Genomic DNA, 20,508 nt, shown 5'->3' on the forward strand with positions numbered 1-20,508 from the left:
GGGGTTGCCGTCAACTGGGCTCCACCAGTGCCTGGATCGCCTCTGGAATGGCGGCGGGAAGTTGGCACTGCCCGATGTCCGGATCCTCCCCGCTGGGCTCGCAGTTGTTGTCCATGCCCTCGAATGCCGAAGTGAGCAACAACACGCGTTCTCCTGCCTGGACAACGACGGTGTCGGTGAAGACGCCGAAGCCCTCCTTCTCCGGCTCGGTCAGGATCATGAGGCCGGTGACGTAGCTCATCCGAGCAGGGGAGGCGTCCACCGCCGAACTGTCGAACGGTACATCTTCAGTCAGATCCCGCGTGGTGACTTCCGACGGGGCCCCGAACTTGGGGTCAACGTCGGCGCACGTCAGGGACCCGGCCTTCAGCAGGTCGAACCCGGCCGAGGCCTCCTCCGGGGTGGCGTAACCGAGCACCGCGGCGCTGATGTAGGCGGGCCAGTCACCCTCCCTGCCGTATTCGCGGCTGAGGGCGGTGATGGGTGTACCGACGTCACCCGGCAGGCACAGCGACGAGACGCCCAGCCCTTCGAACTCGTTCTTGATCACGCCGGGCGATTGGTCGAGGAACAGCATCTCCGCCGTGGGCAGGTTCGCATACGAGGGTGGGGCCACCGTCGGGTCCGTGGGCGGCACCACCGGTTCACCGGAGGCCGTTCCGGCCGGTCGGGGAGTCGGTGACGGGGAGGGCGACGGCGACTCCGTGGGCACCTCGGTGGCACCGTCGGAGGCCGTGGGGGACGGCGTCTGGGGGATGGCGGTGTTGGCCCACTGGGGGGTGCGCAGCTGGTCGAGCAGCGGGCTCTGCCAGACACCCACACCGGCGGTGAGCACCAGCGCCATGACCCCTGCAGCCACGGACACGTGGCGGGTGGTGCGGCGGCGGTTGCCGCGGCGGCGGATCTCGGACGGGGGAAGCATGTCGACCTTCTTGGCATCGGCGGCCAGGCGGTCCAGCTCAGGAATGCCATCAGGCATGTCGGACCTCCAAGTCAGTGTTGAGAAGACGCGCCAGCGTGGCGCGGCCTCGGGCGAGCCGGGCCTTTACGGTCCCGGTGGGTGAGCCCACCTCGTCGGCCACCTGGGACACGCTCATGTCGCAGAGGTGGTACAGCACGATGGCGCGGCGTTGGTCGTCGGGCAGTTGGTCGAGCGCCCTGTTGATCGCGACCCTGTCCGGGCTCGGCTCGTAGGTGCGCTCCGGTTCGACGGCACGGTCGGCCTGGCGGAATCCCCGGCGGGCCTTGCGCCAGCGACTGACGGCCAGGCGGTACGCGGTGGTGCGGATCCAGGCCTCGGGGTTCTGGTCCCAGTCAAGTTTTCTGCGATGGTCCCAGGCGCGGATGAACGCCTCTTGGACGCAGTCCTGCGCCTCGGTCAGATTGCCGCACATCGCGTAGATCTGGCCGACGAGTTTCTGGAACGACCCGGTGTACAACCGGTCGAACTGTGCCTCGTCCATGGCGCCTCCTCTCAGCGTGTTCTGCTGTGAATACGCACGGCCCCTGAGTTCGGTTGCATCAATTCTGGAGCAGCTTCGATCAGTGCGTGGCGAGGAGCTCCGCGAGCGACATCGACGAGCGGCCGGCCAGCGAGGTGAGCTGCGTCTGGCAGGAGAAGCCGTCGGCCAGCACGATCGCGTCCGGGTGCGCCTCGACGGCGGGGCCCAGATCGTGCTCGAAGACCTTGACGCTCACCTCGTGGTGTCCGCGTTCGACGCCGAAGTTGCCGGCCAGGCCGCAGCAGCCGCCCACCTGCACCAGGTCCGCGCCGGTCTGCAGCAGGATCGCCTGATCCTTCGCCCACCCGATCACGGAGGCGTGGTGGCAGTGCGGCTGGGCGACGATGGTGTGGCCGCTGAGATCCGGCGGCGTGAAATCCGGGTCTGCCGTGAGGAACTCCGCCAGGGTGAGGACCTTGCCGTTGAGCGCGGCGACGTTCGCGTCCTCGGGGAGCAGCTCAGGGGCGTCGCTGCGCCACACCGCCGTGCAGGAGGGTTCCACGCCGACGATGGGCACGCCGTCGCGGACATACCGGGCGAGCACGGCCGCGGCGTTCGTGAGTTGGCGGCGGGCGCCGTCGAGTTGCCCGGTGGAGATCCAGGTGAGGCCACAGCACGCGGTCTCCTCGAGGACCTCGGGCTCGTAGCCGAGGCGGACGAGGACCTGCACCATGGCGGCGAAGGAGGTGGATTCGAAGCAGTCCGAGAAGGAGTCCACCCAGATGAGCACGCGGCCCTTGGCGCCTTCGACGGCGCCCAGGCTCAGGGAGCTTCGGGCGGTCTTCGAGGCGAAGCGGGGGATCTGGCGGCGGCCGTCGACGCCGGCGGCGAACTTCAGGAGCCGGCCCAGCACGGGCGCCCCGCCGACGAGGTTGACCAGTCTGCCCAGGCCGGGGACGCGCGTGATGAGGCGACCCCAGCGCGGCAGCCAACCCAGCGCGTAGTGGGCCCTGGGACGGAGGCGACCCTTGTACGTCTCGTGGATCACGCGCGCCTTGTACGCCGCCATGTCGACGCCGGTGGGGCAGTCGCGCGCGCAACCCTTGCAGCTGAGGCAGAGGTCGAGAGCGGCGTGCACCTCGGGGGAGCGCCACCCGCCGGTGATCAGGGAGCCGTTGACCATCTCCTGGAGCGCGCGCGCCCGGCCGCGCGTCGAGTCCTTCTCGTTGCGGGTGGCCTGGTAGCTGGGGCACATCACGCCGCCGGCCGCCGTCGAGTTCGCCAGGCACTTGCCCACGCCGGAGCACTGGTGCACGGCCTCAACGAAATCTGCATCGCTCAGCGACAACGGCGACCTGCTGGCCGCCACCATCCGCAGATCCGCCTCGATGGGGGCAGGATCGACGAGGACGCCGGGGTTGAGCAGGCCCTTCGGGTCGAAGACGTTCTTGATCTGGCGGAACAGGCCGAGCGCCTCGGGGGAGTACATGTGGTGCAGCAGGGCGGAGCGGGCGCGGCCGTCGCCGTGTTCGCCGGACATGGAGCCGCCGAAGGACGCCACCAGTTGTGCGGCCTCCTCGACGAAGGCCTTGTAGCGCTCGGCGCCGTCCGGCTCCGTGAGCGGGAAGTCGATCCGGCAGTGCACGCACCCGTCGCCGAAGTGGCCGTACGGCAGCCCGTGCAGGTTGTACCGGCCGAGGAGTTCGTCGAAGCGACGCAGGTACTCGCCCAGGTGCTGCGGCGGGACGGCCGCGTCCTCCCAACCGCCGTAGGCGGGCTTCTCGAGGCTCACGCCGGCCAGGCCGGCGCCGTCGGCACGGATCTTCCAGAGGCTGATGGCTCGGGCGGGGTCGTCGACGACCCAGCCCTCCGTCGCGGCGGATCCGGCGACGACGGCGTGGGCGCGCTCCAGCACCTCGGCGCGGTCGTCGCCGACGAGTTCGAGGAACATCCAGCCGTCGCCTGCAGGCAGTTCGCCCACGGCCTCCGGCCCGTTCTTCGCGATGACCACGTCGACGATGCGCCTGTCGATGCCCTCGCACGCGGTGGGCTGGAAGCGCAGCAGGTTGGCGATGTCGTCGCCCGCGTCCGGCATGGTGGGGTAGCCCAACGCCACCATGACGCTGACCGGGGCGTCGGTGACCAGCCGCACGGTGGCGCGCACGATCACACCCAACGTGCCCTCGGTGCCGGCGAAGAACTTGGGCAGGTCGAACTTCTTCTCCGGAAGGAGGTGTTCCGGCGAGTAGCCGGAGACCTGACGGATGAACGTGCCGAACTCCGTGCGGATCACGCCCAGGTTGGCGGCGACGAGCGTGCGGAGCTCAGGCACGTCGTCGACCCCGAGCGTCAGTAGCTCGCCGGTGCCGGTGATGATGTCGAGGGAGACGACATTGTCGGACATGCGACCGTAGCCCAGGGCGCGGGGGCCGCAGGCGTTGTTCCCGATCATGCCGCCGACGGTGCAGCGGCTGGAGGTGGACGGATCGGGCCCGAGCCGCAGGCCGTAGGGGCGCGCGGCGATCTGGAGCTGATCCTGCACCACACCCGGATCGATGACGGCGGTGCCGGTCACGGGGTCGATGGAGTGGATCGTGTGGAGGTGCTTCGCCACGTCGATCACCAGCCCCGGCCCGACGGCGTTGCCCGCGCAGGATGTACCCGCGCCGCGGGCGGTGATGGGGGTATCGGTGGCCAGACAGGCGCGCACGAGGGCGATCAGCTCGTCGGAGGTGCGCGGGTGGGCGACGGCCAGCGGCTCGACGCGGTACAGCGAGGCATCCGAGGAATAGAGCGCGCGCGTCAGCGTGGAGGTGTCGACGATGCTGGCGAGCTCACCCAGCTCACTCAGTAGCCGGGCGTGGGGGGCAGCGGTGTCGACGGTCACCCCCCTAGTTTCGTGCGTCGGGAGAAGAATGTCGAAAGGTATCCACCGACGCCTCCCGGCGGATCAGTCCGTGACGGCGAGTGCTGACTGCATCGCGCGGCCAAGGGCCGCGTAATCCTCAGGGTTGATGGCGTCGACGAAGACCCGGCGCACCGAATCCACGTGGTGCGGCGCTGCCCGCTTGAGGAGGTCGAAGCCCTCTTCCGTCATGGTGGCCTGCACGCCGCGGCCGTCGGAATCGCACGAATTGCGCGAGACCAGGCCCATCCGCTCCATCCTCTTGACGGTGTGCGTCAACCGGGAACGGGAATGGCCCACCGAGGAGGCGAGCTCGCCCATGCGCAGCGTGTGGTTGGGGGACTCGCTGAGCCGTACCAACACCTCATATTCGGGCAGAGAGAGGTTAAACTGCCTCAGCGCCTCGTCGAGATACTCATTGATATGCGTGTTGGCCAGGAGGTAGCTCCGCCAGACACGTTGCTGGCTCTCCGTGAGCCAGCCTGCAACTGGTTCTGTCATGTGACCAGGATAGCACAATGGTTGAGAATTAAAGTAGTTGGTCCGCCAAATCCCTAGCCGACGCCGCAGTGGCACGTTAACCTTGCCTGCAACCGTTGAAAGGGATCCCATGGGACTTCGTGAAGAGATCATGTCGCGCTCGGCCGATTCTGTCGGCGCAATGCTGCGGCGGCGTGTGGCGGAGACGCCCGACAAGTTGGCGTTCATGTACCCCGACGGCAAGGCTGAGGGCCCCAACACCTGGAGCCGCCTCACCTGGCGCGAATCCAACGAGATCATCGAGAAGCTCGGCGCCGGACTCCTCGCCCGCGGCGTGAAGTACGAGGACCGCGTGGCCATCTGCTCCAGCACCCGCGTCGAATGGATCTTCCTTGACCTCGCCATCGCGGTCGCGGCAGGAGCCACCACGACGGTGTACCCCAACACGGGCCCTGACGAGGTGCACTACATCGTCAGCGACTCCGGCTCCAGCGTGTTCGTGGCCGAGAACGCCGAACAGTTGGCCAAGGTGCAGGACACCTCTGACTTCGACCAGCAGATCCACACCATCGTCGTGATCGACGGCACGGGCGTCACCTTCGACGACCGCATCGTCTCCTACGACAAACTGATGGAACTGGGCGAGGCCCACCTCAAGGAGAAGCCCGACGCACTGGACGAATCCATCGCCTCGACCAACCACGACACGCTCTCCACCCTGATCTACACCTCGGGCACCACCGGCCGCCCCAAGGGCGTGCGGCTCAACCACCTGTCCTGGGTGTACGAGGGGGCCGCCACCAAGTACCTCGACATCATCGGCCCCGACGAACTGCAGTTCCTGTGGTTGCCGCTCAGCCACGTCTTCGGCAAGGCGCTGATCGCCGCGCAACTGGACTACGGCTTCGCGTCAGCGGTCGACGGCCGGATCGACAAGATCGTCCAGGGCCTGGGCGAGGTGCACCCCACCTTCATGTGCGGTGCACCGCGCATCTTCGAGAAGGTGCGCGCCGCCGTCCTCACCAGCAGCACCGGCGTCAAGGGGAGGATCGCGCGCTGGGCGTTCTCCGTGGGCTACCGCTCCATCGACGACCGGCTCGCCGGCCGCCCGCTCAAGGGTGCGCTCGCGGTGCAGTACAAGATCGCCGACAAGCTGGTGTTCTCCAAGCTGAAGGAGCGCCTCGGTGGCCAGATGAAGTTCATGATCTCGGGTTCCGCAAAGCTCAGCCCGCAGATCCAGAAGTGGTTCTACGGCGCCGGCATCCTCATCGTGGAGGGCTACGGCGCGACGGAGACCAGCGCCATCGCCGCCGTCGACCTGCCGGCGGACCCGCACTTCGGCACCGTAGGCGCCATCGTCCCGGGCGTCGAGAGCAAGCTGGCTGACGACGGCGAGCTGCTGCTGCGCGGCCCCATCATCACCCCCGGCTACCACAACCTGCCGGACCAGACCGCTGAGGCGATCGACGACGACGGCTGGTACCACACCGGCGACATCGCCGAGATCGCCCCCACCGGCCACGTCAAGATCACGGACCGCAAGAAGGACCTGTTCAAGACCTCCGGCGGGAAGTTCGTGGCTCCGCAGAAGGTGGAGGGCGCCATCCAGGCGAACATCCCCTACGTGTCGCAGTCCATCGCCGTGGGCGAGGGGCGCAAGTTCGTGGCCGCCCTCATCGTGCTGGACCCGGTGATGCTGCAGAAGTGGGCCGACAAGCGCGAACTCGGGCACCTCAGCTACGCCGAGCAGTCACAGCGGCCGGAGATCAGGGCCTCCATCGAGAAGTGGATGGGCCGGGTCAACGAGCGGCTCGAGAAGTGGGAGACGGTGAAGCAGTTCGCCATCCTGGACCACGAGCTCACCGTCGAGAACGCGGGCGTCACCGCCAACATGAAGGTGCGCCGCGGTGCGGTCACCGACAAGTACGCCGACGTCGTCGACACCCTGTACCCGCGGGAGGACTGACCCCTTGTTCCGCTGGAAGTGCCCCCTGCGTTGGTCCGACATGGACGCGCAGGGGCACATCAACAACGCCGTGACGGTCGACTACCTGCAGGAGGCGCGCGTCGTCTTCCTGCGCGGCGGCGCCGCGTCGGCACTGCTCGACGAGGGCATCGTCGTGGTCAGCCACCAGGTGGAGTACCGCCGGCCCCTCCATTACGACGGCGCCGAGGTGATCGTCGAGCTGGGGGTGTCGCGGCTGGGGGCGTCGCGGGTGGAGCTGGCCTATGAGGTGTCCCAGGGCGGTGAGGCCGCCCTCGTGGCGCGCACGATGCTGTGCGCCTTCAGCTTCGAGGAGCAGCGGCCCATCCGCTTGAAGCCCGAGTACCGCGAGTTCTTCGACACCCACCGCAGGGAGGTGGAGCCGCTGCGCGACCTGAGGGCTCCGTCGCTGGAGGGCGCAGGCACCCCGGTGTCGCTGCCGGTGCGCTGGACGGATCTGGACAGCTACGGGCACGTCAACAACGCGAAGGTCTACGACTACCTGCAACAGGCGCGCATCGAGGCCACCACGCAGTGGGATCCGACCATGGCCCGGGCCGGCTCGGAAGGCGCGGAGCACATGTGGCTCGTCTCCCGGCAGGACGTCGACTACCTGGCGCAGCTCGAACACCGCCTGGCGCCGTACGAGGTGCGAGTCGCGCCCGTGCAGCTGGGGTCGTCGTCGATCGTGCTGGCCTCGGAGATCGTCGACCCGGCGACGGGCACGGTGCACAACCGGGCGCGGACCATCCTGGTGGTGGCCGATCAGGCGCTGAACAAGTCGACGTTGCCCGGGTCGCTGCGGACGAACCTGGAGAGCCGCCTGGTGTCCTGACGCGATGATGGCTCCGCGAACCTTTCGCGGAGCCACCACTGCGGTGCGTCAGCGCGCGGCCAACTCCACCACCTCTGCGTCGGACAGCGGCGCGTTGTAGACCCGTAGCTCGTCCATCGCGCCCGAGTAGGGGACGTCCCACCAGTTGACGCCCAGGCTGAAGACCCCGTCGGTGGTGGTGAGCACGTCCGGGAACCCGGTGCCCTCGAAGACGCGGGTGCCATCCACCCAGGCCGTGAGCTTCCCGGAGTCGACGGTGAACGCCACGTGGGACCAGGCGCCGACGGGCAGCTTCTGCCCGAAGCCGGCGTCGTACCAGGCCGAACCGGACCAGATCATCGAGCCACCGCCCACGCCGCCGTGTCCGGACGGCAGCAGGCTCACCCAGGAGGTTTCGTCGCGCGCGGCGAAGAAGGTGGGGGTGAACTGCGTGGTCACGGTGGGCTTCAACCACAGGGAGACCGACCAGGTGGGCCCGGAGACGAGGCCATCGGGGAGCCGCACGCCCGAGCCGCCGTCGAACATTGCAGCCTGGCCCTGTACCCCCTCGCCGAACGTGATGCTGCCGCCGGTGGCACCGATCCGCGGGCCGCTCACCGTGCCTGCGGTCTGCCCGTCGGCGGCGTCGAGGTCGCCGTCGAAGGGGTAGCTAGCCACCAGCCCGCCCTCGACGCGGGCGGGCACCACGACGGTGAACTGCCGCGAGCCGGTGACGAGGCCGTTGGTGACGGTGGCGGTCAACTCCACCGTCGCGTCGGGTTCCCCGGCCGTGGGCCGGACGACCGAACCGTCAGCGGCGATGACCGATTCGGCCGAGCTGATCCACACGATGGTCGACCCCTGGGTGCCGGCGGTGGGCAGAGTGAGGTCGCTGATGGCGGTGGCCGGCACCGTGAGGTCGGCCAGCACCCGCTCCACCGCCTCGTCCGGCTCGACCTGCAGCTGCTGAATGGCGCCCAGTGCCGCCCCGTGGGGTGCCAGCGCGCTCCAGGTGGTGACCCATCGCCCCTGGTCAGGGTCGAACTGGCGGGCCACTTCTGCCACGTACGTGGTTCCGCTGAGCCGCAGGATGAGGCGCGACCGGCCGTCCCGTTCCCACGTGCCGCTCATGGCGCCGGTGACCTGACCCTGCTGCGTCAACTCGAGGGAGACGGCCTGATGGATGTCGGTGTCGATGGTGCGCGGGGCGTGGGCCACCACCGCGTAGGTGCCGACGACGTCGTGCCTCTTGACGTCCCTGGCTGTGGCGCCTCCGTAGCGCAGCGGCGCGACGACCGGCCACCCGTCGTCATCGGTGTACATCTCGTGCACCCGGATCTGGTGCTCCTCCCCGCGGCCGGGGAAGCGGGTGTGGAAGACCAGGAACTGCTGGCCGGTGGCCTCGTCGACGAACGGGGAACTGCCGCCGGGGGAGACGTACCCGAGCCCGCGTCCCGCTCCCGGGTCACCGGGCAGCCGCTGGAACTCGTGGTTGCCCAACAACTTCACGGCCGACTCCGCGATGGAGGCGTCGTCGAACAACGGCTTGGCCGGATCCGCCTTGACCTCGGCCATGTCGCGTCCCTCCGCGTCGAGGTACGGCCCGTCCGGGCTGGTGGCGCGGGCGACGCGGATGTTGTAGCCACCCGTCGAATCCAGCCCGCCGTAGGTGACGAACAGGTTGTAGTAGCCGGTGGCGGGGTCATAGCTGACCGCAGGGCCCTCGATGCGGGCGTGGTTGCCGCCCCAGAGGTGCTTGCCGTACCCCTGATCCGGCAGCGGGAAGCCGGTGGAGGGGTCCAGCTCCAGGATGAAGATGCCCCCTGAGAAGGACCCGTAGACCATCCAGAGACGGCCGTCGGCATCGAAGAAGACATCCGGGTCGACGACGTTCGGGTGCACCGTGGCGTCGTAGATGGTGCCGTCCTCGGAGGGCTGGCCCCACATGCCGGATTTCAGGATGAGGCCGAGGTCCTCGTACGGGCCGGTGACCTCGTCGGCCACCGCGATGCCCATCGCGGAGCGGGGTGAGTCGCCACGGCAGGCGTTGTAGTACATGTAGAAGCGGCCGTCGGCCAGCTGGATCACGTCCGGTGCCCACAGCGTTTCGGTTTCCGCCCAGGTGAGCGCCTCGGAGAGCTCGGCGGTGACATCGTCGAACAGCGGATTCTCGGGGGTCACGTCGGCGGCGATCTGCTCCCACTGGACCAGGTCGGTGCTCGAGGCCGCCTGGAGGTGGGAGCCGAACACGTAATGCACACCGTCGACCTCGATGTGGTCGGGGTCGTGCACCGTGGCGTCCGCGAACGCGGGCGTGGGCAGCTGGGGTGCCTCGGGCGGCCGTGCCTCGGCCGGTGAGGCGGCGATCAGCGACAGAGTGGCCACCATCGCCACGGACATAGACAGGGGAGAGCGGAGAGACGACATTGTTGCTCCTCAGGTGGGTATCAGGTCAGGGACAGGGTGACGAAGGAGTGGGGCGGAAGTTCGACCTCGAGGACGCCGTCGGCCGGGAGGCCGACCTCGAACGACGACGGGGCCACCGCGTCGGGCACGTCGGGGCTGTTGTGGTCACTGATCGACGGGGCGGTCAGGATCCGGCCCGTCACCGCTGTGACGGGCCGGCCGCGCAGGGCCAGCCGCACCGTGGTTGCGGCCTCGAGGTCGATGTTGCTCAGGGAGACCAGCGCCGCGCCGTCCTTGGTGGAGGCCGATGCCGAAACCATCGGCACGGTGGCTTTGCCCACCTCACGGGTGCTGACCGGCTCGCCGATCCAGGACACCGCGAGCGAGTCCGCGTCGTGATGCCCCTTGTTCATCTCGAACACGTGGTAGGTGGGTGTCTTGACCAGGCGGTCGCCGTCGGTGTGGAGGACGGCCTGCAGGACGTTGAGCACCTGGGCGATGTTGGCCATGACCAGGCGGTCGGCGTGGCGGTGGAAGGAGTCGAAGTGCACTGATGCCACCAGCGCGTCGCGCATGGTGTTCTGTTGGAACAGGAAGCCGGGGTTGGTGCCGGGTTCGGCTGCGAACCAGGTGCCCCACTCGTCGAGCACGAGGCCGATCCGCTTGCCGGGATCGTAGGCGTCCATGATGGTGCCGTGCCGCGTGAGGAGTTCCTCGATCCGGAACGCCGAGCGCATGGTGTCGTAGTAGACGTCCGTGCTGAACTCGGTGGCGCTGTAGGTGGGCGGCCATTCGCCCGGGTAGGTGTAGTAGTGCAGCGAGATGGCGTCGAAGAAGTGGCGGGGGTTGCAGCCGCAGCCCAGGTCGCCGAGGGTCTTCATCAGAGTCTCGGTCCAGTGGTAGTCGTCCACGTTGGCGCCGCCGGCGATCTTGTAGAGCTTGTTGCCGTCGTGCTCGCGGCAGTAGGTCGAGTACTGGCGGGCCAGGTCGGCGTAGTACTCGGCGCGCATGTTGCCGCCGCAACCCCAGGACTCGTTCCCCACGCCCCAGAAGGGGATGCGCCACGGTTCGTCGCGCCCGTTCTCGCGGCGCAGCTTCGACATCGGGGCGTCGCCGGAGCGGGTGAGGTACTCCACCCAGTCAGCCATCTCCTGCACGGTGCCGGAACCGACGTTGCCGCAGATGTACGGCTCGGTGCCCAGCTGGTCGCACAGGTCCATGAACTCGTGGGTGCCGAAGGAGTTGTCCTCCACCACGTTTCCCCAGTGGGTGTTGACCACGGTGGGGCGCTGGTCCCGGGGGCCCACGCCGTCGCGCCAGTGGTACTCGTCGGCGAAGCAGCCGCCGGGCCACCGGAGATTGGGGATGTCCAGGGCCTTCAGCGCCTCCACCACATCCGTGCGCATGCCGCGGGTGTGGGGGATCTGGGAATCCTCGCCGACGAAGATCCCCTCGTAGATGCAGTGGCCGAGGTGTTCGGCGAAGTGCCCGTAGAGGTGTCGGCTGATCCTGGGGCCGGGGACGTCGAGGTTGATGACGGCGGTGGTGAGCATGGGTCTCCTTACTTCGTGGTCTCGGACTCGGTCCGGAGGATCGGCCAGCCGTCGCGCCAACCGAAGGTGCGGATGGCCAGCTGGAAGTCGCCGCCGAGGTCGGCGTCGTAGTAGTGGTAGGCGATGTGGTCACCCGAGACGGACTGGCCGCCGGGGCCGATGCGCTTGTCGACGGTTTCGAGCAGCAGCGTGCCGCCGCCCTCTGCGAGATCGACCCCCTCCGCGTCGAGGTAGGGCCCCTCAGGTGACCTGGCGCGCCCGACGTTGATGTTGTAGGTGCTGGCTGTACCCCGGCAGCATGAGTCGAACGAGACGAACAGGTAGTACCAGCCGTCGCGGTACAGAAGCGCCGGCGCCTCGATGGCGTTGGTGGCGGTCTGGCGACTGGCGATGGTCACGGGTTCGGCTCCCTCCACGACCGTGCCGGAGGGGAGATCCAGCGGCACCAACTGGATGCCGCCCCAGAACGACCCGAACGCCATCCAGCCCCGGTCCTCTTCGTCGACGAGCACGGCCGGGTCGATGGCGTTGTAGTCCTTGGAGCCGTCGGACGAGACCACCTGGCCGCGGTCGGTCCAGCCCGCCGACGGATCCTCGGCATCGAGCTCGTCGTTGGTCATCAGGCCGATTGCCGATGTGTTGGAGCCGAAGGTTGAGGCGGAGTAGTAGAGGTACCAGGTGCCCTCGTGCTGCACCACCTCTGGAGCCCAGAAGTTCTCCACGCCGGCGATCTCCTCGACGGCCCACTGGGGCGCGGTGTCGGGCCCCCACGCCTCACCGGCGTAGCGCCATTCACGCCCGTCAGTCGAGGTGCGGACCTGGATCGCGCCTTGGGCGACGCGCGGGTCGCCGGTGGAGAACACGAGCCACGGGTGGTCGTCGGTGCCGACGACGAGGCCCGGATCGTGCGTGCGGAGGTCACCAGACACGTCGAGTTCCTCCGCCACGGGCGAGCCCGCCTGGCAGCCGGCCACCAGGAGGGCAGCCACCACGCCCGCGACCCACCTGACGGTCATCCGGCGAACCTCACCATCGTCCAGGAGATCGGCGGAAGCGAGATCTCCAGGGAGCCGTCGGTCAGCGTGGCGCTCTCGTTCGGGCGCGGTGCCACGGTGGTGTCGTCGTCAACGCCGGCCTGCCACCGGGGGTCGGTGTGGTGCAGGGTGACGGCCTCGGTCAGGGACACTCCGGCGGGGACATCGACCACCACCTCGATGGTCTCGCTCTCGGAGCGGTTGACGAGGAACAGCGCACCGGCCGACTCGTCCCACGTCGCGACGGCGTCCACCGCGGGAACAGCGCCGAACGCGTGGCTCTCGATCGTGGGGGAGTCGATGACGACGCGGAGCACTTCGCCCCGGGCGTACCTGGAGGTGAGCGCGAACGGGTGGAAGGTCGTCTGCTTCCAGACGGGGCCGTCGGGCTCGCTCATCACCGGCGCGATGACGTTGACGAGCTGCGCCAGGTTGGCCGACCACACCCTGTCGGTGTGGCGCAGCAGCGAGATGAGCAGGTTCCCGAAGACGACGGCGTCGGCCACCGAGTAGTTGTCCTCGAGCAGTCGGGGTGCCACGGGCCAGTCGTCGCCGGTGGGCGGCCTCGACGGCGTGCGGTCCTGGTACCAGATGTTCCACTCGTCGAAGGAGATGCCGATCTTCTTGTCACTCTTCCGGGCGGCGCCGACGGCGTCGATCGTCGCGCCCACCTGGCTGATGAAGCGGTCCATGTCTTCGGCGGACACGAGGAACTCCTGGAGACCGTGCCCGCCCTCCCAGTAGTAGGCGTGCGCGGAGATCATGTCCACGTGGTCCCAGGCCTCTGTGAGGACGACGCGCTCCCACTCACCGAAGGTCGGCATGGAGCGCTGCGAGGAGCCACACGCGACCAGCTCGAGGGAGGGGTCGATCATCCGCATGGCGCGGGCCGTCTCGGTGGCGATGCGGCCGTACTCCTCGGCGGTCTTGTGACCGATCTGCCAGGGACCGTCCATCTCGTTGCCGAGGCACCACATCCGGACCCGGTACGGCTCGTCAGCGCCGTTGGCCCGACGCTGCTCCGCGAAGTGGGACGTGCCGGGCACGTTGCAGTACTCCAACAGGTCGAGGGCCTCTTGCGTGCCACGCGTGCCGAGGTTGACCGCCATCATGGGCTCGATCCCGGCAAGCCGCGCCCAGGCCATGAATTCGTCGGTGCCGAACGTGTTGGGGTCCGAGGAGTGCCAGGCGAGATCCAGCCGGTGCGGCCGCTCCTCGACGGGCCCCACGCCGTCCTCCCAGCGGTACCCGGAGACGAAGTTGCCGCCCGGGTAGCGCACGGTGGACACCCCGAGCTCACGCACCAGGTCGAGGACGTCGCCCCGGAACCCGTTCTCGTCGGCCGTCGGGTGCCCCGGCTCGTAGATGCCGGTGTAGACGCATCGTCCGAGGTGCTCGACGAACGAGCCGAATGTCCGTCGGCGTACCGGGCCGACCCGGAACGCTGGATTGATGACGACATGGGCATGATGCATGCCTGAGCCCCTTTGCTGAAACTGTACATCGATAGAAATCCAGCATGTCATCTGGCGCGGTGGAAGGTCAAGGCCTGGCCGCAACTGTCGTTTCTAAGCGTGGAGAGTCCTCAAAAGGTCACGATTCGATAACGGCGGTTGCGTGTACATCGATGTAAGTGTAGTTTCCTGGCTACCAGTTCCAGGGTGGGAACGTGACGCCTCTCAACGACCGAGGGTGCGTGGGTCCCGGCCCCCAAAAGAGACGAAAGGGCCAGAAATGTTTGGCAACTTCAACCGCCGCAACTTCCTTCTCGGCGCCAGTGCAGCCCTCGCAGCCCCCACGCTCGCCGCCTGCGGAGGCAGCGACGACTCGGCTTCCGGCTCAGGCGGCAACGGCGGGAGCTCCGGCTCCGGCGTCGAGCTCACCTACATGTTCCGTGGCGGTGAGGACGAGCGCAAGGCATACGACCAGGCCATCAAGGCCTTCGAAGACGAGACGGGCGCCAAGGTGAAGGTCATCGTGACCGACGCCGACTCGTACCGCACCAAGCTGCAGGCCGCCATCACCGGCAACCAGACGCCGGACGTCTTCTACCTCGAACAGGGCGCCGTGATGGCGTTCGCGAAGAACGGCGTCGTCAAGGACATCACCGCCGACATCGAGACCGCCGGCATCGAGGTGGACAAGGTCTGGAAGTACGGCGTGGACTCCTACCGCTTCGACGGGTCCAAGGTGGGCGAGGGTGCCCTCTACGGGCTGCCCAAGGACATCGGTCCCTTCTCCTTCGGCTACAACAAGACGATGTTCGAGAAGGCCGGCATCGCGCTGCCCGACAAGGACACCCCCTACACCTGGGCCGAGTTCCGCGACGTCGCCAAGCAACTGACCACGGGCGAACAGTGGGGCACCGGCCTCAACGTCACCTGGAACCTCCAGGCGTGGGTGTGGTCCAACGGCGGCGACTGGGCCGATGCTGACCGCCGGAAGGTCACCGTCGACACCCCCGAGTTCGCCGAAGCCTTCCAGGATTTCGCCGACATCCAGCTGGTCGACAAGTCCACGCCGTCGGTCGAGCAGGCCCAGACCATGGACACCTACCAGCGGTGGATGCGCGGCCAGATCGGGTTCTTCCCCGTCGGCCCCTGGGACGTCTCCACCTACGCGAAGCTGCCCTTCGACTGGGATCTCATCCCCTACCCGGTGGGTTCCACCGGCAAGACCGCCACCTGGGTGGGTTCGCTCGGCATCGCGGTGTCGTCGAAGACGAAGAACTCCGAGCTCGCGGCCCAACTGGCGATGTTCCTCTCCGCCAACGAGGAGACCCAGCGCCAGCTGTACAAGGCCGGCGTCCAGATCCCCAACCTGGTGGACATGGCTCACGGCGAATACGCCGAGTCCGAGGGCATGCCCGAGAACAAGATCGAGTTCGTCCAGATCGCCGAGGAGTACGGCCGCGCCCTGCCCGCCGCCACCACCTGGTCCGGCGAGTGGTACGACGAGTTCTGGGTGGGCATCCAGCCGGTGCTCGACGGGAAGATCAGCGCGGCGGACTACTGCAAGGACGTCCAGCCGCGCATGCAGCAGAAGCTCGACGCCGCCAACCAGGCCGCCGGTATCTGATCACCTTCGACGGTGGGGCGGGGCTCCTGCCCCGTCCCACCCCCATGACGGGAGAGCACTGTGCACACCAGCGTCAACGTCGCCGGCCACAAGGCCGGCACGCGAAAGACCCATCTGTACCGACGGGAGCACTGGGTCGCCGCGGCCTTCATCGCCCTGCCGCTGCTCGGCTTCCTGGTGTTCGCCATCGGGCCGTTCCTGTACGCGGTGTACGCGTCGTTCACGAACTGGAACATGCTCAGCGACCCCCAGCCTGTCGGCCTCCAGAACTACATCACCGCCTTCAACGACCCCTACTTCCTCACGTCGCTGGGCAACACCTTCTTCTACATGATCGGCATCCCGATCGGCCTGGTGCTGGCCCTGACCCTCGCGCTGGCCATGAACCGGCGCATGCCCGGCCGGGCGCTGTTCCGCTCGATCTACTACGTGCCCGTGGTCAGCTCGCTCGCGGCCGTCTCGATCCTGTGGCAATGGGCCTACAACGGTGACTTCGGCCTCGTCAACCAGGTGTTGGAGCTCGTCGGCATCGACGGCCCCAACTGGCTGCAGAACACCGCCACCGTCAAGCCTGCCCTCATCATCATGGCCGTGTGGAAGGGCCTCGGCTACTCGATGCTGCTCTACCTCGCAGCGCTGCAGAGCGTGCCGGCCTCGCTGATGGAGGCGGCTGAACTCGACGGCGCCGGTTCCTTCCGCAGGTTCTGGCACATCACGCTGCCCATGGTCCAGCCCGTGACCTTCTTCCTGGTTGTCACCGGCGTCATCGGCGGCTCCCAGATCTTCACCGAGATCAACATCATGACCCCCACGGGCGGCCCGGAATATTCGTCGGCGTCGATCGTCTGGTACATCTGGCAGAAGGCTTTCGCCAACCTGCAGATGGGCTACGCGTCGGCGATGGCGGTCCTCCTCGGCCTGCTCGTCTTCATCATCACGGCCCTGCAGTTCTGGTTCAACGCCAGGCACGGCCACGAAGGAGCTGAGTGACATGGCGTCGACAGCCAAGACCCGCTATCGCACCGGCAACATCATCGTCGCGGTACTGCTACTGATCGGCGGCATCGTGATGGTGGCTCCGCTGCTGTGGATGGTGTCGACCTCGCTGAAGACCCAGGACGGCGTCTTCTCCCTCCCTCCGGAGTGGATCCCGCCACTGCCGCAATGGCAGAACTACCTGCGGGTGTGGGATGCGGGCCCGTTGGCCAGTGGCATCAAGAACTCGCTGATCGTGTCGCTGACGGTGACCATCGTGGGCTCGATCACCTCGACGCTGGCGGCGTTCGCCTTCAGCAAGCTCCGCCTCCCCGGCAAGAACGCGATCTTCCTGTTCATGCTCGCCGGCATCATGATCCCGTTCCCCACCCTGATGATTCCCCAGTTCGTGATGTTCTCGAAGCTGGGTTGGATCGACACCCTGCTGCCGCTGATCGTTCCGGGCCTGTTCGGCAACATCATGATGATCTTCTTCCTCCGCCAATACCTGCACAGCGTGCCGGATTCCCTCATAGAGGCCGCCAAGATTGACGGCGCCGGTTATCTGCGGATCTTCGGCTCCATAGTGCTGCCTCTTATTCGGCCCGCTATCGCCGCGCAATTCATCCTCTGGTTCATGGCGGTGTGGAATGACTATCTGGCGCCGATCATCTACCTCAACAGCCCGGAGAAACAGACGCTTCAGGTGGTCATTGCCAACTTCAATGCCAATTACGCCATTCAGACCGACTATCCGTTGATCATGGCCGCTTCGGTGATCGCACTCGTGCCGGTTTTCGTGATCTTCGTCGCCTTCCAGAAGCAGATCATCGAATCCGTCGCACTCACCGGGACGAAGGGCTGACATGGGACCCGACTACCTGGCTGTGAAGGCCGTCTCCCACACCGATCCCGGTCTCTGGGGCGCCCATGACCCCACCGTCGTCCGGGCCCGGGACGGCCGGTGGCTGATGATGTCCACGGACACCGCCGTGGCCGGCTCTCCCGGTGCCGGCGTCCAGATCCGGCAATCCTGGGATCTGGAGACCTGGACCTGGTTCGGGCACGCCTTCAGCGGGGTGCCCGGTCCCGCCGCCGAGTGGTCGGGTGCCCACGGCATCTGGGCCCCGGAGGTCATCCGGCGGGGCGAGGAGTACCGCATGTACTACTCGGCCAGTTCCTTCGGCTCCCGTACCTCGGCGATTTCGTTGGCAACGGCCCCTGATGCCGCCGGTCCCTGGGAACACCGGGCCATCGTCGTGTCGACGCGGCACGACGCCGACGATGTCAACGCCATCGACGCCGCAGTGACCACCGATGCCGACGGCAACGACTGGCTGCTGTACGGCTCGTTCTTCGGTGGCCTGCGGATCCTCCCGCTGGACGAAGCGGGGTTCCCGCTGGAACCCGGTGATCTGGGGGAGCCCGTCGTGCACCGGGCCGCGTCGATCAACGGCGCCGTCGAGGGCGGCCACATCATCGCCGCACGGGGGCGGTACTTCCTGGTCTGCTCGTTCGACTCGCTCTTCGACACCTACAACGTTCGCGTCGCCGCCTCGGATTCGATCGCCGGCCCGTACGTGGACGCCACCGGAGCCGGCCTCATCGACGACTCGGAGCCGCCTGCTCAGGTAGGGACCCTGATCCTGACGAGCTACGAAGCGCCGGACGGCACCATCTGGGCCGCGCCCGGGCACAGTTCGCACTTGGTGACGCCCTCGGGGCTGGTCCTCGTGCACCACGTCCGCGACGGCGCTGACCCGACCCGCCACACGGCGCACCTCCGGGCGCTGAAGTGGACCGCCGGCGGCTGGCCGGTGGCCAACCCGCTGCCTGCACCCGGGCACGACGTGCCCGAGGGCGCCGTGTGGGCGGGCCACTGGCTCGTCTACCGGCTGGAGGCGTCGGCCCCCATTCCCGTGCGCCCCACGCGGGTGGAGCTCAGCGGTGCAGATCTGGCGGCACTCGCCACGGCGGGCCGCGGGAGCGTGTCGCTGGCGGGGCAGGTCGTCGACGCGGTGTGCTTCGCCCATGACGGGGAACTCGCGTTCGCGGGAATCGACGAGCAGGGAGTGACGGTGTGGGGCATCAAGGCGTGAAGCGGTCGCCTCGCACGGGCGGCGGGTGGGCGGAGACAGCCATGCGCTGGCTCGGCACCGGCACCCAGGTGGTGGAGGTCAGCCTCGCCTGGTGGGTGGCGACCCTGCTCGGCCTGATCCTGTTCGGCCACCTGCCCGCCAGCGTGGCCGCCGTGTCGGTTCTCGGCAGGCTGGGCACCGACGACGCCAGCACCCGTCCGCTCGGTGACTTCGTCCGCGCCTGGCGCGCCACCCTGGTCCGCAGCACCGTGGTCGGCTGGCCGGCGACGCTTGCCCTCGTCGTCCTGAGCTTCAACGGCTGGGTGCTGAGCCGCGGCGATGAGCCGTGGATGGCCCCGATGTCCGTGGTCACGGTGTGCGTCGCCGCGTGCCTGTCGCTGGGGCTGGCTTACGTCGTGGCCATGCTGGCCGACGAGCGCGGGCGTCGCGTCCCCGTGCTCACGCTGTGGCGTGCCGCGCTGGGCGTCTGCCTCGTGTCGCCGGCGACGGCGGCTGCCTGGGCGGTCAGCGCCGCAGGCCTGGCCGTCATCGCCTGGCGCTTCCCGGTCCTGGTCCCACTGGCCGTGCCGGGGTTGTTGGCGCTGCTCACCGCGTGGTTGATGCGCCGGCGCCTGGATCAGACCGGGGTCTTCGCCCCGGAGGACTCGCGCTCGACGATGGTGAAGTCTGCATAGAGGTGGCGCACGGGCAGCCGGTCCTTCAGGGGAGTGGCTGCCTCACGGACGCGGTCCTCCAACATCGCCACCGCCACCCGGGCGATCTGCTGGCGTCCCGGAGACACGGTGCTGAGGGTGGGGCGCGTGAAGGCGGCATCCTCGATGTCGTCGAAGCCGATGACCGCCACCTGGCTGGGCACGTCGATCCGGTGTGAATGCAGGGAGTGGAGCACGCCCAGCGCGAGCGTGTCGTTCAGGGCGACGACGCCGTCGAACTCCGCGCCGGACTCGATGAGTTCATCGGTCGCCTCCGCTCCGGTGTTGCGGTGCCACAGCCCCGTGGGCCGGATCAGTTCCTCCCGGACGGGCAACCCGGCCTCGTCCATGGCCCGGCGGAACCCGCGCTCACGCAGTGCTGCGGACCCGACCACCTCGCCGGGGTGCGCCCCGACGACGGCGATGCGGGTCCGGCCCTGCTCGATGAGGTGCCGGGTGGCCGCGGCGGCGGCCTCCACGTTGCTCATCGTGATGTGGTCGTTCGGGGAACCGAAGACGCGCTCGCCCAACAGGACGAGTGGGAAGTCGACGGTGAACAGCCTGATGTCCTCCGGCCCGAGGGCCAGCGGCGAGAAGATGGTGCCGTCGGTCATGGTGCGGAGCGGCCCATGCAGGACGTCGATCTCGCGGTTCCGATCCGAGTTGGTCTGCTCGATCAGCACGCGCAGGCCTGCCTTCTCAGCTTCCACGATGACGGAATCAGCGAGTTCCGCGAAGTAGGGGAGCTTCAATTCGGGCAGTGCCAGCCCAATGAGGCCCGTCCGTCCCCGACGGAGGTTCCGGGCGGTGAAGTTCACCTCATAGCCGAGCTTTTCGATGGCATTCTCAACCCGCTTGCGGGTCTCCGGACGCACATGTGGGAATTCATTGACGACGTTGGAAACGGTCTTGACCGAAACGCCGGCAAGCTTCGCAACATCCTGCATCGTAGCGGCCACTTCGAGTCCTTTCCCCGCGGTGATTCTGCTCTGGAGGAGCGGATGAATTCAGCGCAACTTCATTGTTCCACACGCATTCCATCGATA

The 20,508-nt window shown here is 67.9% G+C and carries 16 protein-coding genes; 7 read left to right on the forward strand and 9 right to left on the reverse strand.

The genetic code is table 11. The annotated features are described in order from the left end of the window. Positions 1-10 precede the first annotated feature (10 nt). The 4 genes from C3E87_RS05820 to C3E87_RS05835 form a co-directional block, all read right to left on the reverse strand. Complete coding sequence (locus C3E87_RS05820) at positions 11-979, reverse strand: hypothetical protein (RefSeq protein ID WP_076060498.1); 969 nt, start codon at positions 977-979, stop codon at positions 11-13. Next, on the reverse strand, positions 972-1,463 hold the full coding sequence (locus C3E87_RS05825) for an RNA polymerase sigma factor (protein ID WP_083665435.1): 492 nt from the start codon (positions 1,461-1,463) through the stop codon (positions 972-974). Before C3E87_RS05825 ends, C3E87_RS05820 begins: the two co-directional genes overlap by 8 nt. A gap of 79 nt (positions 1,464-1,542) precedes the next feature. Then, entirely contained in the window at positions 1,543-4,329 is a 2,787-nt protein-coding gene (locus C3E87_RS05830; protein WP_083665436.1) for an FAD-binding and (Fe-S)-binding domain-containing protein, read from the reverse strand. Positions 4,330-4,392: 63 nt separating this feature from the next. After that, on the reverse strand, positions 4,393-4,848 hold the full coding sequence (locus C3E87_RS05835) for a MarR family winged helix-turn-helix transcriptional regulator (RefSeq protein WP_076060502.1): 456 nt from the start codon (positions 4,846-4,848) through the stop codon (positions 4,393-4,395). A gap of 109 nt (positions 4,849-4,957) precedes the next feature. Here C3E87_RS05835 and C3E87_RS05840 point away from each other — a divergent pair, with 109 nt between their 5' ends. Continuing rightward, positions 4,958-6,793, forward strand: a complete 1,836-nt coding sequence (locus C3E87_RS05840; RefSeq protein WP_076060504.1) for a long-chain fatty acid--CoA ligase — start codon at positions 4,958-4,960, stop codon at positions 6,791-6,793. 4 nt (positions 6,794-6,797) lie between these two features. Then, positions 6,798-7,646 (forward strand): thioesterase family protein, encoded by an 849-nt coding sequence (locus C3E87_RS05845; RefSeq protein WP_076060506.1) that lies wholly within the window; start codon positions 6,798-6,800, stop codon positions 7,644-7,646. A gap of 48 nt (positions 7,647-7,694) precedes the next feature. On the opposite strand, the gene C3E87_RS05850 is transcribed toward C3E87_RS05845, so the two are convergent. Genes C3E87_RS05850 through C3E87_RS05865 form a run of 4 tightly spaced genes read right to left on the reverse strand, consistent with a single transcriptional unit; the run spans position 7,695 to position 14,093 of the window. Then, positions 7,695-10,052, reverse strand: a complete 2,358-nt coding sequence (locus C3E87_RS05850) for a family 43 glycosylhydrolase (protein ID WP_143570915.1) — start codon at positions 10,050-10,052, stop codon at positions 7,695-7,697. A 20-nt stretch (positions 10,053-10,072) separates the two neighbouring features. Next, entirely contained in the window at positions 10,073-11,584 is a 1,512-nt protein-coding gene (locus C3E87_RS05855; RefSeq protein ID WP_076060510.1) for an alpha-N-arabinofuranosidase, read from the reverse strand. Positions 11,585-11,592: 8 nt separating this feature from the next. After that, entirely contained in the window at positions 11,593-12,600 is a 1,008-nt protein-coding gene (locus C3E87_RS05860) for an arabinan endo-1,5-alpha-L-arabinosidase (RefSeq protein WP_076060513.1), read from the reverse strand. Then, positions 12,597-14,093, reverse strand: a complete 1,497-nt coding sequence (locus C3E87_RS05865) for an alpha-N-arabinofuranosidase (protein ID WP_076060515.1) — start codon at positions 14,091-14,093, stop codon at positions 12,597-12,599. The genes C3E87_RS05860 and C3E87_RS05865 overlap by 4 nt, the downstream gene beginning before the upstream one ends. A gap of 259 nt (positions 14,094-14,352) precedes the next feature. Here C3E87_RS05865 and C3E87_RS05870 point away from each other — a divergent pair, with 259 nt between their 5' ends. Genes C3E87_RS05870 through C3E87_RS05890 form a run of 5 tightly spaced genes read left to right on the forward strand, consistent with a single transcriptional unit; the run spans position 14,353 to position 19,444 of the window. Then, positions 14,353-15,696, forward strand: a complete 1,344-nt coding sequence (locus C3E87_RS05870) for a sugar ABC transporter substrate-binding protein (RefSeq protein ID WP_076060517.1) — start codon at positions 14,353-14,355, stop codon at positions 15,694-15,696. 60 nt (positions 15,697-15,756) lie between these two features. After that, positions 15,757-16,686, forward strand: coding sequence for a carbohydrate ABC transporter permease (locus C3E87_RS05875; protein ID WP_076060520.1), 930 nt, complete (start codon positions 15,757-15,759; stop codon positions 16,684-16,686). A gap of 1 nt (position 16,687) precedes the next feature. Continuing rightward, complete coding sequence (locus tag C3E87_RS05880) at positions 16,688-17,536, forward strand: carbohydrate ABC transporter permease (RefSeq protein ID WP_076060522.1); 849 nt, start codon at positions 16,688-16,690, stop codon at positions 17,534-17,536. Position 17,537: 1 nt separating this feature from the next. After that, complete coding sequence (locus C3E87_RS05885) at positions 17,538-18,770, forward strand: arabinan endo-1,5-alpha-L-arabinosidase (protein ID WP_076060525.1); 1,233 nt, start codon at positions 17,538-17,540, stop codon at positions 18,768-18,770. Next, entirely contained in the window at positions 18,767-19,444 is a 678-nt protein-coding gene (locus C3E87_RS05890) for a YesL family protein (protein ID WP_143570916.1), read from the forward strand. The genes C3E87_RS05885 and C3E87_RS05890 overlap by 4 nt, the downstream gene beginning before the upstream one ends. Here C3E87_RS05890 and C3E87_RS05895 read toward each other — a convergent pair. Beyond that, entirely contained in the window at positions 19,387-20,409 is a 1,023-nt protein-coding gene (locus C3E87_RS05895) for a LacI family DNA-binding transcriptional regulator (RefSeq protein WP_076060530.1), read from the reverse strand. The two genes, C3E87_RS05890 and C3E87_RS05895, sit on opposite strands and share 58 nt — an antisense overlap. Between the last annotated feature and the right edge of the window lie 99 nt (positions 20,410-20,508).

The organism is Tessaracoccus sp. ZS01 (genome assembly GCF_022342445.1).
Taxonomy (GTDB): domain Bacteria; phylum Actinomycetota; class Actinomycetes; order Propionibacteriales; family Propionibacteriaceae; genus Arachnia.